This window comes from Helicobacter valdiviensis (assembly GCF_003245365.1).
Taxonomy (GTDB): domain Bacteria; phylum Campylobacterota; class Campylobacteria; order Campylobacterales; family Helicobacteraceae; genus Helicobacter_D; species Helicobacter_D valdiviensis.
The window spans coordinates 133,511-146,759 of record NZ_NBIU01000001.1; the positions used below are offsets into that span (position 1 = coordinate 133,511).

Annotated in this window: 10 protein-coding genes; 6 read left to right on the forward strand and 4 right to left on the reverse strand. The window is 30.7% G+C overall.

Going from position 1 to position 13,249, the window contains the following annotated elements:
- The first annotated feature begins 80 nt into the window (after positions 1 to 80).
- Genes secA through B6S12_RS00625 form a run of 3 tightly spaced genes read left to right on the forward strand, consistent with a single transcriptional unit; the run spans position 81 to position 4,677 of the window.
- A complete protein-coding gene (secA, locus tag B6S12_RS00615) occupies positions 81 to 2,621 on the forward strand; it encodes a preprotein translocase subunit SecA (RefSeq protein ID WP_181450908.1) in 2,541 nt (846 codons plus the stop codon).
- A complete protein-coding gene (locus tag B6S12_RS00620) occupies positions 2,618 to 3,826 on the forward strand; it encodes an ABC transporter permease (RefSeq protein WP_111228878.1) in 1,209 nt (402 codons plus the stop codon). The genes secA and B6S12_RS00620 overlap by 4 nt, the downstream gene beginning before the upstream one ends.
- On the forward strand, positions 3,826 to 4,677 hold the full coding sequence (locus B6S12_RS00625) for a radical SAM/SPASM domain-containing protein (protein WP_245892444.1): 852 nt from the start codon (positions 3,826 to 3,828) through the stop codon (positions 4,675 to 4,677). The genes B6S12_RS00620 and B6S12_RS00625 overlap by 1 nt, the downstream gene beginning before the upstream one ends.
- A gap of 24 nt (positions 4,678 to 4,701) precedes the next feature.
- Here the strand turns inward: B6S12_RS00625 and B6S12_RS00630 are convergent, their stop codons facing one another.
- The gene (locus B6S12_RS00630; RefSeq protein WP_111228880.1) at positions 4,702 to 4,908 is read right to left on the reverse strand and encodes a hypothetical protein; all 207 of its coding nucleotides are present in this window, start codon (positions 4,906 to 4,908) and stop codon (positions 4,702 to 4,704) included.
- 146 nt (positions 4,909 to 5,054) lie between these two features.
- Here B6S12_RS00630 and B6S12_RS00635 point away from each other — a divergent pair, with 146 nt between their 5' ends.
- From B6S12_RS00635 to ybeY, 3 genes are read left to right on the forward strand one after another with little or no spacing between them, the layout of a single operon-like run.
- Entirely contained in the window at positions 5,055 to 7,586 is a 2,532-nt protein-coding gene (locus B6S12_RS00635; protein WP_111228881.1) for a translocation/assembly module TamB domain-containing protein, read from the forward strand.
- A gap of 9 nt (positions 7,587 to 7,595) precedes the next feature.
- On the forward strand, positions 7,596 to 8,354 hold the full coding sequence (locus B6S12_RS00640; RefSeq protein WP_111228882.1) for an exodeoxyribonuclease III: 759 nt from the start codon (positions 7,596 to 7,598) through the stop codon (positions 8,352 to 8,354).
- Positions 8,344 to 8,796, forward strand: a complete 453-nt coding sequence (gene ybeY / locus B6S12_RS00645; RefSeq protein ID WP_111228883.1) for an rRNA maturation RNase YbeY — start codon at positions 8,344 to 8,346, stop codon at positions 8,794 to 8,796. Before B6S12_RS00640 ends, ybeY begins: the two co-directional genes overlap by 11 nt.
- Here the strand turns inward: ybeY and B6S12_RS00650 are convergent.
- The 3 genes from B6S12_RS00650 to rpoD form a co-directional block, all read right to left on the reverse strand.
- Complete coding sequence (locus B6S12_RS00650) at positions 8,776 to 9,849, reverse strand: UDP-N-acetylglucosamine--N-acetylmuramyl-(pentapeptide) pyrophosphoryl-undecaprenol N-acetylglucosamine transferase (protein WP_111228884.1); 1,074 nt, start codon at positions 9,847 to 9,849, stop codon at positions 8,776 to 8,778. The two genes, ybeY and B6S12_RS00650, sit on opposite strands and share 21 nt — an antisense overlap.
- A gap of 115 nt (positions 9,850 to 9,964) precedes the next feature.
- Positions 9,965 to 11,296, reverse strand: coding sequence for a Cj0814 family flagellar-dependent secreted protein (locus B6S12_RS00655; protein ID WP_111228885.1), 1,332 nt, complete (start codon positions 11,294 to 11,296; stop codon positions 9,965 to 9,967).
- Positions 11,297 to 11,384: 88 nt separating this feature from the next.
- Entirely contained in the window at positions 11,385 to 13,226 is a 1,842-nt protein-coding gene (gene rpoD / locus B6S12_RS00660; RefSeq protein WP_111228886.1) for an RNA polymerase sigma factor RpoD, read from the reverse strand.
- Positions 13,227 to 13,249 lie beyond the last annotated feature (23 nt).

The following is a 13,249-nucleotide window of genomic DNA, read 5'->3' on the forward strand; positions in this document are numbered from 1 at the left end:
TTACTAAAACTTCTTATTATTTTACCTAAAAATTATGATAAAATGATAAGTTAAAATCCAAAATTTAAGGTTGCATTTCAATGATAGCATCACTAGCAAAAAAAATATTTAGCAACAAAAATGATCGTCTTGTTGCACATTATAAGAAAGAAATTAAAAAAATTAATGCTTTAGAGGAAACTTATAGCAAATTAAGTGATGAGGAGCTAAAAGAAGCTTTTTTAAAACTCAAAGAACAAGTAGCAAATGCTAAAAATATCAGCGAGGAGTTAAACAAGGTTCTTTTTGCTTCTTTTGCAATCACTAGGGAAGCAAGCAAGCGCGTTTTAAATATGCGTCATTTTGATGTTCAGCTTATTGGTGGTATGGTGCTACATGAGGGCAAAATTGCTGAAATGAAAACAGGCGAAGGAAAAACCCTAGTAGCTACACTTCCAGTATGTTTAAATGCTATGAGTCAAAAAAGTGTGCATATTGTAACAGTGAATGATTATCTAGCTAGACGCGATGCAGAAGCCATGCGTCCTTTGTATGAGTTTTTAGGTTATTCTGTAGGTATTATTACAGGGGATAATTATGATGACAATGATAGAATAGAGCAATATTCTAAAGATATTGTTTATGGAACCAATAATGAATTTGGTTTTGATTATCTGCGCGATAATATGAAATATGATTTAAATCAAAAAGTGCAAAAACACCATTATTTTGCAATTGTAGATGAAGTGGATTCTATCTTGATTGATGAGGCTAGAACTCCACTTATTATTTCAGGTCCTGCAAATAAAACGCTAGATAATTATAAAATTGCCAATGAAGTAGCCTTGAAGCTGAAAAAAGAAGAACATTTTAGCATTGATGAAAAAAATCGCAATATCTTAATCAATGAAGCAGGAATTGCTAAAGCCGAGGAACTCTTTAAAATTGATAATCTCTATAGTGTGGAAAATGCTGTTTTAGCACATCATTTAGATCAAGCACTTAAGGCAAATTATTTATTTTTTATAGATAAAGATTATGTTTTAAGAGAAGGTGAAGTTGTTATTGTAGATGAATTTACAGGGAGATTAAGCGAGGGACGACGCTTTAGTGAAGGATTGCACCAAGCACTAGAAGCTAAAGAAGGAGTAAAGATTAAAGAAGAATCTCAAACTCTAGCAGATATTACCTATCAAAATTATTTCCGTCTCTATGAAAAATTAGCTGGAATGACTGGGACAGCGCAAACTGAAGCAAGCGAATTTTTGCAAATTTATAATTTAGAGGTTGTTTCTATCCCTACAAATCTGCCTATTGCAAGAAAAGATTTGAATGATTTAATCTATAAGACAGAAAAGGAAAAATTTAAGGCCTTAGTGGATAAGATTAATGAACTTTATAAAAAAGGACAACCTGTTTTAGTGGGAACTGCTTCTATTGAGAAAAGTGAAAAAATCCATGAGCTTTTAAAAAGCTTTAGAATCCCACATTCTGTTTTAAATGCTAAACAGCATGCACAAGAAGCAGAAATCATTAAAGATGCGGGGAAAAAAGGTGCTGTAACCATTGCTACAAATATGGCAGGACGCGGGGTTGATATTAAAATTGATGATGAAATTAGAGCACTTGGGGGACTTTATATTATAGGAACAGAACGCCATGAATCTCGCAGGATTGATAATCAATTAAGAGGAAGGAGCGGAAGACAAGGTGATCCAGGAGTTAGTCAATTTTATTTAAGTTTAGAAGATCCACTTTTGAGAATTTTTGGAAGCGATAAGATTAAAAATATTATGGACAAGCTTGGATTAGATGAGGGAGAACATATTGAATCAAAGCTTGTTACAAGATCTGTAGAAAATGCACAAAAGAAAGTAGAAAGTATGCATTTTGAAGCAAGAAAGCATCTTTTAGAATATGATGATGTGGCAAATGAACAAAGAAAGGCTATTTATCGCTTAAGAGATGAGCTTTTAGATAGCAATACAGATCTTAGTCACAGAATTAATGAAAACAGAAAAGAATGTATTATGATGTTTTTACAAAAAAGCAATGTATTTTCCATAGAAGATGATTTAGAAGCCTTATGCACTTTAGCAAAAGAAGACTTTAATTTAGAGCTCAACAAAGAAGAGATGAAAAATTCTTACGAAATCAATGGAAATTTTGAAAACTATATAGAAGAAGAGTTAAAAAAATCCTACGAACTTAAAATGTCTAAAATAGATGCGAGTATGAAAAATGAAATTGAGCGTCTTGTATATTTGCAAACTCTAGATAATTTATGGAGAGAGCATTTATATGTGATGGATAATCTAAAAACAGGAATAGGACTTAGGGGTTATAATCAAAAAGATCCATTGGTAGAATATAAGAAAGAAAGTTATAATTTGTTTTTGGAACTAGCAAGTCAGATTAAATATACAGCTATTAAAATGCTCTATAAATTGCAATTAAGAGAAAATGAAGCAGAGCTTGAAGAGGAAACCAAAAACGCTAGAGAAAAACTAGAACAAAATTCCAACAATTCTCTTGCTGTTAAAAAGCCTGCAAGAAATGCACCATGCCCTTGTGGAAGTGGTAAAAAATACAAAGATTGCTGTGGAAAAAGTGGCCCTAAAAAAGGCATACTTGCAAAATGAAAAGCAAGTTAATTCCTTTTTTAGTTAAGCGTTATTTGCGTTTTAATAAATCTCAGCCTTTCATTTCTATTACTGCTATTTTAGCATTTTTGGGGGTTTGTATAGGGGTGATGGTTTTGATTGTTGCTATGGCAATTATGAATGGGTTTGATAAAGAATTTGAACGAAAATTATCAGCTATGAATTATCCTATAACACTTATTCCACGCATTTATGGTGGTGTAAATCAAAGCACACTACAGACCTTAGAAGAAAAATTTCCAAGTTTTTCTTATAGTCCTTTTATCCAAACACAAGCTATTTCAAAATCAGGTAGAGCATTAGAAGGAGCCCTAGTATTTGGGGTGGATTTTAATAGAGAAGCCAAAGTAAATCCTATTTTCAAAGAAGCACTTAAAAATACAACTTTAAGTGATACGAATTTTAAGGTAATTGTAGGCAAAGGATTGCAAGAGGCTTATTTTTTAGACTATGATTCTCCTTTAATGCTTATTTTTACAGAGCTTTCGCCTAATGCACTTGGAGTTTCCCCAATTCTTAAAAGATTTAAAGTGGAAGGTTTTTTTCAATCAGGGCTTATCAATTATGACAAAGGCTATATTTATACCACTCTTGAAGCCTTGAGTGCTATTAAAAATCTACCTAATGGTGCGTATGATGGCATACATATCTATACACCCAATCCTCAAAAAGATATACTCTCTTTAAAAGAAAAATTTGGAGATGCTTATAGAATAATAGGATGGTGGGAACAAAATGGCAACTTTTTTTCTGCATTAGAATTAGAAAAAAGAGCATTATTTATTGTGCTTATGTTAATTATTCTTGTAGCCTCATTAAATATTATTAGTTCGCTTTTAATGAGTGTAATGAATAGACGCAAGGAAATTGCTCTACTTTTAACAATGGGTGCTAGCTCTAAAGAGATACAAAAAACTTTTCTTTATTTGGGAAATTTTATAGGCATTAGTGGAATAATTTGTGGAAGTATTTTGGCTGCAATTATCTTAGTTCTTTTAGCTAATTTTCCTATCATTTCGCTTCCAGCTGATGTATATGGAAGTGACAAATTGCCTTTAGAACTTTCTTTAGCAGATTTGTTTTCAATTTTATTTGGTTCTTTTTTGATTGTTTTTGCCTCTTCGTATTATCCAGCATATAAGGCTACCAAAATCAATCCTTTAGAAGTTTTGCGTAATGAATAATGCAGTTTAAAAAAGTTTTTATAGAGATTACAAATTTTTGTGGGCTAGATTGCACATTTTGCACTCCTTTGAAATCCACTCACACAATGCCTCTATCTCTATTTGAAAAAATCTCAAAAGAAGTCAAAGACTTTACACATTTAATAGCATTACATATCTTGGGCGATCCTTTAAGTATCCCAAATTTAGAAGATTATTTAGAGATTGCAAGGGATAATAAGTTGGCAGTAGATATCACTACAAGTGGTTATTTTTTACATTTGCACAAGGAATTACTTTTACACCATTCTAGCATCCATCAAATCAACTTTTCACTTATGAGTATGCTCTATCAAAGAAAAACTATTGTGTTAGAGGATTATTTTAAAGAATTATTTGATTTTTTAAAAGCACATCAAGAACTTAAAAAAGAATTCTTTGTTAATCTTAGACTTTGGAATTTAAATACTTCTATGATGCCTCCTAAAAAAAATGAAATTTTCTATTGCAAAATAAAAGATTTTTTTCAATTAGATACTATTTATCCAATAAACACAAGATTAGCATATAAAATACATCTTATCCAAAAACCTTTTTTTAGCTGGAGTCCTAGCCAAAATAAAATAGATAAAGGGCATTGCTATGGTGGCTTAAAGCAAATTGGAATTTTAAGCGATGGCAGGGTTGTTCCTTGCTGTTTTGATACACAAGGAAATATTACTCTAGGGGACTTAAAAATTCAAAACCTAAAAGATATTTTTCAAACAACTAAATTTCTAAATCTTATAAAAGGTTTTAAACAAAACAAACGCATAGAAGAATATTGTAAAAGTTGCACTTATCCAGAATATTTAGAAAAATTTGGAATATAACAGCCAAAAAGGCATAAAGCCTTTTTAAGCCATTATATCAAGCCCTCCATTGCTTGGAGCTGGAGTGCTAGGGGCTTTGGGTGCTTGTTGGGGGCTTTGTAGATTGCTACTTGCTCCCTGCATATTAGAAATTAAAGAACTCATAAGTTGCTCATTTGTATCCAATGCTTTTTTTAAAACACTCAAATTCCCACTAACTGCTACACTTGAAGTATTGATTCCTGAAACCATAACAGACTCCTTTCTGTTTTTGTGAGCCAAGGCTCCAATTATTCCCAAAAAGTTTTTCTTTAGGAACATTATATATTATCCAAAAACAAATTTGTTTTTTATAAAGCTTTGTGTAAAATTGAAAGAAAATTAAAAGGAGCTAGAAAGTGAAAAAATTTTTAAAAATTTTACTTGCTATCATTGTTGGTCTTATTGTTATTATTGCATTAATTTTAAGTTGGTTATTTTCAGAAAGTGGTAATGAATTCCTAAAAAACAAAATCACGCAAATTGCCAACGAAAAAGCTCCTATTGGCTTGGAATTTACACATTTTAAATTAAGGTTTAGTACTTATGAGTTTGCCATCACTGATAAACAAAAATCACAAATCGCCTTGCAAGGTAAATATTCACTTTTTACATTAAATACAGATGCCACTCTTAATGCTTTTGTTAAAAATCTAGCGCCTTATGAGCCACTTTTAGGTATTAAACTAAATGGTTCTTTAGCGCTTAATGGAGAAATTAGTAAAAAAGGGAATGTTATAGACACCAAATTGAATATTGGTGCATTTGATAGCGAAATTGATGCTAACATTAGTTTAGAAAATTATGCTCCAAAGCGTTTATTTATCCAAACCAAAGAAGATATCTCTATAGCTTCTTTATTAAAGTTTTTAAGCCAACCTACTTATGCCAATGGAAAGTTAATGGTTTCTGCAAATATGGATATTACAGATATTGCTAAACCTCAAGGAAAATTTCAAGTCGCTTCTAAAGCAATTTCTCCTAATCTTGCCCAGTTAAAAAAAGATTTTAATTTAATTTTACCTAAAGATCCTATTGCATTTTCTCTTAGTGGAGATGCAAAAGAAGGCAAAATTATAAGCACCATTTTGGCTTATTCAAGCTATTTAAATATAAACTCTAAAGATCTTTCTTTTTTATTGCAAGATTTTAGTTCCAATGGTAAAGTTTTTGCAACTTTGCAAAAATTTAGCATAAGTGATTTTACCCCTAAAACTCCCATTAACCTAGCACTTAGTCTAAAATCTTCTTCTTTAAAAGATCAAAAAATTGCTTTGCTTTTAAATATAGTTAAACAGCCTATTAGTGCTTTATTGGAAGCTCCTAATTATACTCCTAAAACTCTTACTTTAAATGCTAAACAATTAAGCCTAAAAGAGCTTTTGGAGTTTGCTACACTTGAATATGACGCACAAGGCGAGATTGATTTAAATACCAAAATAGATAATATTGATCTTAAAGACTTAAGCTATAAAATCAAAGGAAATCTAGAGAGTAAAATCCAAACCCTAGCACTTAATGGACTAAATTTAGCACAAAACAATATCTTTAAAGCAAGTTTCAATGGAGATTCTAAAAAGATTAATTTTGAAGCAAATAGCGATCTTTTTAATTCTGTCACAAAAATTCAAACGGTTTTATATAATTATGCTCCTAAAAATATTGAAATAGATATCAAGAAATTAAATTTGCAAAAATTAGCTGGACTTTTTGAAATGAGTGCAAATGGAGAGTTAGAAGCACAGGCTAACTTGAAAGATTTTGATAAAGGTATAAGTGGAGATTTTAAAATCTATTCTCCCAATATTTTACTTAGCAAAAATACTTTAAACAAGCTTAGTGGAATGGATTTTAAAAAAGACTTGCAGGTAGCACTTAATGGAAATGGAGAAATCAAAAAAGGTCTTGGAGAAATCAAAGCCACATTAGATAGTCAAGATTTTAAACTAAATCTTCCTAATATTAAATTGGATTTATTAAAGCAAAATTATAGTAGTGATTTTGCTTTAAATATTAATGAAGTTGCAAATATTAATCCCCTTTCTTTAAAGTTAAAAGGTGCATTAAATCTTGAGGGTTCATTTGCTTTAAATTCTGGTATCCCATCTTTTAAAATACACAATAAAGACTTTGGGGATAATTTAGAAGCAGAATTAAAAAATGAAAAATTTAATTTAGAAGCAAAAAATATTAGTATGCAAAAAGTAGCTAAATTTAGCGGAATGGATAAACTCATTAAAGATGGTTTAGTAAATGCAAATGCTTCTTTAAGCATTAAAGGTAAAGATATGCAAAGTATTCTTAGCAACTTAAACGGAAATGCAAGACTTAGTGGAAGTAACTTTGAAATTTATAGTATTGATATAGATGGACTTGTAAGTAATTATGAAAATACTAATCAGGTCAATCTTTTAGATATTGGCGCTTTTGTTTTAGCAGGCCCTTTTGGTATTGCAGCCACTAAAGGAAGTGATGTAGGAATGCTAGGATTTAATGCTGTAGTTAGCTCAAAAAGTCTTATTAAGCAAATAGAAGCAAATTTTGATCTTAAAAATGGAGTAGCATTTGCCAAAGATGTTGCGTTTGCTACTGGCAAAACAAGAATAGCAGCAAAGGGAGCAATTAATTTAAAAAATGATAATTTTGATAATTTTGAAATTGGAATTTTAGATGAGAAAAATTGTGCTAAGCTTTCACAAAAAATAAAAGGAACTTTGCAAAATCCTAAAATTGAATTGTCTAAAGCAACAGTGCAAACAGCTATCAATCTTGCTACATCATTATTTGGTAAAATCAAAAAAGGTGCGCAAAAAGTTACCGATCCAATTTTAGGCACACAAAATGCAAAATGTGAGCCTTTTTATAATGGTATTGTAAAACACCCAAGATAAGGAGTAAAATTGAAATTAATCTCATGGAATGTAAATGGACTTAGAGCTTGTATGAATAAAGGTTTTATGAGCTTTTTTAAAGAGGTGGATGCAGATATTTTTTGTATCCAAGAATCCAAAATGCAAAAAGATCAGGCAGATTTTTACTTTGAAGGTTATCATGAATTTTGGAATTCTGCAGAAAAAAAGGGATATTCAGGAGTAGTAATTTTTTCTAAAAATCAACCTTTAAGCGTCACTTATGATATGGGAATAGAACACCATGATAAAGAAGGCAGGATTATTTGTGCAGAATTTAAAGAATTTTATTTAGTAAATGTTTATACACCTAATTCTAAAAGAGAGCTAGAAAGGCTAGAATACAGAATGGAGTGGGAAGATGATTTTAGAAGCTATCTAAAAAATCTTGAAAAAACAAAACCTGTAATTGTATGTGGCGATTTAAATGTGGCACATAAAGAAATTGATTTAAAAAACCCAAAAACAAATAGACGCAATGCAGGTTTTACAGATGAAGAGCGTGAGAAAATGAGTATTTTGCTTGAAAGTGGTTTTGTAGATACTTTTAGACATTTTTATCCTACGCTTGAAGGGGCTTATAGCTGGTGGAGCTATATGGGAAAAGCTAGAGCAAATAACATAGGGTGGCGGATTGATTATTTTTTGTGTTCTGAAATTTTACGCTCAAAATTAATAGATGCCAAAATTTATCCTGAAATCTTAGGAAGCGATCATTGTCCAGTAGGCTTAGAAATCCATGCAGAATAATATTTTATTAGACAATCAAAGCGATTATGAGTTTTTACCAAATTTTAGTCAAAATTTAGAAAATTTCCTAAAAGAAATGGCACAAAATTTAAATATTTCTCTAAAAAAATGTGAATTGATTATTTTAGATAATAAAGCCATGCAAGAGATTAATAAGACCTATCGCAATATAGACAAGCCTACAGATGTGCTTTCTTTTCCACTAGAATGCGAATTTTCTTTACTCTTTGGAAGTATAATTATTAGCATAGATTATGCTAAAGAAGTATCTAACATGCTCCATCATTCTTTAGAAGAAGAAATTTATTTACTTTTTATCCATGGATTTTTACATCTTGTGGGTTATGACCATGAAAAAGATCAAGGAGAGCAAAGAGCAAAAGAAGAAGAATTTATCAAGCTTTTTAATCTCCCCTCTAGCTTAATTACTCGTAATTCTTAAAATTTCTTCTACCATTTTTGCACTTGCTTTTTTATTGCAATGTGCCATCAAAGCAGTGCTTAAACTTTCTAGTTTTTTAGAATCTAAAATTTCTAAAATCCCCCACAACACATCACAAAATAAATCTTTTTCTTCGCATAAAAAGCCAAGCTCTTTATCTTGAATAAATTTTGCATTAAAATACTGGTGATTCTGCGCTGCATAAGGATATGGCACAAATAGAGCTGGCAATCCATTAGCACAAAGCTCCCAAAGTGAGCTAGCCCCTGCCCTAGAAATAGCAAAATCACATTTTTGCATAATTTTTGGCATAAAGAAGCAAAAATCAAACAATCCTACTTCAAAATCCTCTTGTAAGTCTTGCTCTTTTTGGATAATTTTTATTTTTAGATTTAGCTTTTTGTATTCTTCTAAAGTATTTTCAAAATCTCTTTTGCCACATTGATGAAAAATTTTAATCCCCTTTTTATTGATTTCACAAGCAAGAGTAATAGCAAATTGATTAATAGCTCTTGCACCCTGTGATCCACCTATAAATAGTATGTTTTTGAGTTCTTTTCTTGCTCTTTGTGTAACAAAAAATTCATTTTGGGTGGGATATTCCCAAAATGGCTCTAAATAAGAAGAGAAAAACAAAGCTGCCCTATTTTTCAAAAATCCATTTAAACGCCCTATTTTTGCATTTTGCTCATGAATAAAAAGGGGAATTTTGCAAAAGATTGCCCCAAAAGAAGCAGGTGCGGCTGAATACCCTCCCACAGAAATCACGCATTTTATTTTCTCTTCTTTTAAAACTTTAATAGCTTCTTTTAAGGCTAAGGCTTGAAAAAATAAGGATTTTATTTTAGATAAGCCTTTTTTATTAACTACTCCGCTAGTTTGTAAAAAGAATTTTTTAGAAAATCTTGCTTCATTTTCAAAATAAGATAAATCCTGCCCAAAACTAGAACCAATAAAAATACACTCTATATCACGCGAAACTAGCTCCTCCAAAAAAGCTTTTGCAACACTTAAATGTCCTCCAGTTCCTCCTCCAGTAATTACAACTTTCATCACTATCCTTAAAATAATTTGCAAAATTTTATCATATTGTTTTAAGTCTTGAATGGAAACTTATTGATTAATCTTGCAAAATAACAAATAAAGATTTAAAATGACAAATTAGTTCTTAAGTCTTAATATCTATGCTTTTACTTTCAGAACTATTTAACCCTATTTGAGAAAGAATTTTATTAAATTCTCCTATATCTCCCTTAAACTTCATACCAAAAAGAATTTCCAATTCATCGCTTTTGCCAAATTTAGTTTCTAGTAGTTTTCTTAAAAGCTCATTTCTTGTATTATCATCTTTGTAGGTTTCGCTTTTACTTTCTGCTTGTATAGGCTTAAATGGCTTTTCTTTGTCTTCTTCTAAAGTTTCTTTATTATTTGTGCTTTTTGCAGGATTATTATAATCTATCCCTTTTGCTTTTTCTGCCTCTTTTAATTTTTCTACAAACTCATCGTGCCTTTGCTTAAAATCAAGATATTTGGTTTTAAATTTTTCTAGGCTCATATTAGAGTTAATCATTTCTTGATATTCTTTGTCTAAATCCATTGCAAGTCTTGAAAGTTCAGCATTTCCTATATTATCACTTCTTCTAATAAAAAGTTTCATAGATAATCGCTCTTCAAATGGGTTCCACTCATTAGGATTGCTTGAAGATAAAAAAGCACTTTGAACTTTATTGGTATTCATAAAATTTTGAAAAGCTTCACGCTCATCATTGCTAATATTTTTATCGGTTGTAATTTTTCCAAATAATCTCGTATCGCCCTCTAAAAGTAATAAAGTTGCTCCATAAAGCCCTGAATTTAAAAGAGCCATTAAAACTCCACCTTTATCTACGCTACCATCTTTATTGATGTAAGCATTTTTATTTAATCTTACATCACCATTACTATGACTAAAAATATTGTCAATACCGATTTTATCAAAGCCAACATTTGAAAAAGTATTAAAAGTTAAATTAATTCTATCTTGAGTTAAATCTATTTTTTCATACTCATCTTTTGTGAAAGTTTTAGCAACATTAAGATTTTTATCTAAAACAAAAGCATAAGGTATATTTGTTAATTCTTCTTCAGAAAGACTAGCATTTGAAGTTGTCGGCATAATTTGAGAAAGCACTTTATAAGCATTTCCTATTGTTTTTGCAATATCTATTGAAGTGTGAGTTGCATAAAAATATCTATCTCCTGTCTCCCATTCTACAAAGCTTTGCATATCCTTAGCATAAATCTTATAATCTTTTGGAATACCTGCTTTCTCATTAAAATCACTTGTGAAAAATCCATCTTTATCTACTCCATAGCCTAAGACTTTATTTACTGCTTGTGATTTATCGCTTACAAGGTTTGAAGTTTCATTGATAGCATTAGATGATTTTGTATTTGGAGTATTATTGCTAAAAGTATTTGTATAATTGTAGCTCGAATAAGAATTTATAGCATTAATCATCTTTACCACCTTATAAATAAAACTTTATTTATAAGGTAAATCGGCAAAAATGATTTTTATTGAATAAAAATTTATATTATTTTTATTATCAATCTTCAATATAGTTTTTAAGCTTTCTACCTACCTTTGGATGTTTTAGTTTTTTAATAGCACTAGATTCAATTTGTCTTACACGCTCTCTTGTTACATTAAGCTCTTTTCCAATCTCTTCTAAAGTTCTATCTGATTCATCTTCCAAGAGCCCAAAACGCATTCTAATAACTGCTTTTTCCCTTTCATTAAGCTGATCTAACACATCATCAATTTGACTTTTTAAATCCTCTTTTAAAATGTGCTCCATAGGGCCTACAGAAGCCTTATCTTCTACAAAATCTCCAAATTTTCCATCTTCTCCACTTCCAATAGGAGCTTCAAGACTGATAGGCTCTTTTGTGATTTTAATTACATTTTTTACTTTATCTACGGGCAATCCTACTTCTTCAGCAATCTTTTCAATATCAGGCTCTTTACCTTCTTCTTGTAAAAATTTACGCATAATTTTATTAATACGATTAATGGTTTCAATCATATGGATAGGGATTCTAATTGTTCTTGCTTGATCAGCAATTGCCCTTGAGATAGCTTGTCTAATCCACCAAGTTGCATAAGTTGAAAATTTATAACCTTTTTTGTATTCAAACTTATCCACTGCTTTCATAAGTCCTATATTTCCCTCTTGGATTAAATCTAAAAAAGGTAATCCACGGTTCGTATAACGCTTGGCAATACTTACAACAAGTCTTAAATTGGATTTTGCCATTTTGGTTTTTGCTTTATCAGCAATATCTTTACCGCGCTTAATTTGCTCTAAAATCTGCTTGAGCTTTTCAGGCTCTAAATCAAAGCTTTCTTCACTTGCAATTTTAGTTTGGAATAACTTTTTAATCTCCATATAAGTAGAAACCATAGTGGCTTCAGGAACGGCTGCTGTAATATCTGCCTTACTCATTTCTGTAATATTCGCTAAAATCTTTTTATGATTTTCTAATAAAATATCATTAAATAAAGGCAGGCGGTATTCTAAACGCTTAAGCTCTTTATCAAAACCTTCATCGCTTTTTATTGTGTTTTCCATAGCTTTTACAAGTTCATTAATAAGCTTGCTTGTAGGACCTAAATCTAAAAGCTTTTCTTTTAAAAATTGCTTTTTATGTGCTAAAGTTAAAAGATAAAGCATATCTTCACTTTCTTCACCTTTTTCTTGCTCCCAAGTCTTTAACCAATCTTTTTTAGCTTTTTCCAATGCTTTAAAACTTACTAAAACCTTATCTACACGCTTTTGATCTTTTTTGCTAATTGTTTTTTTACTTTCTTCATCCCCCTCTTCTTCATCTAGCTCTTCTTCAACTTCTTCATCTCCCTCTTCTTCATCATCAAAGCTTTTAAAGAGTTCTTTAACGCGTCTTTCACGATTAATAAGAGCTTCTTTATAATCTAGGATAAAATCTATCAAGTAAGGCACAGAGCAAATTGCATCCAAAATGATATTTTCTCCAAGTTCAATATTCTTGCTAAGCTCCACTTCATCTTCACGCGTAAGTAGAGGAATTTGTCCCATTTCACGCAAATACATTCTAACAGGGCTATCACTTCTACTCCATTCTAATAGCTCACGCTCTTTCATAAAATCAAATTCATCTTCTAATTCTTCATCTAAAAGGCGTTTTTTTTCTTCTTTGATTTTTTTTGCTTCTGCTTGATTTAAAAGCTTTGCTACTTGTGAAGCTGACATTAATTGCTTGTTGTATTTTTTTGCAAGTTCGCTAACTTTTTTAGCTTGTGCTGCTGTGGGTAATTTAACTAAAATTTGCGCAATCTTCTCATAAGAAACATAACTTTGTGATTCTAAAAACAATTCTTCAAGCTGTTGGTTTATATTTTTTGCAGACATTAAATAACTCCAAGAGGTTTTTT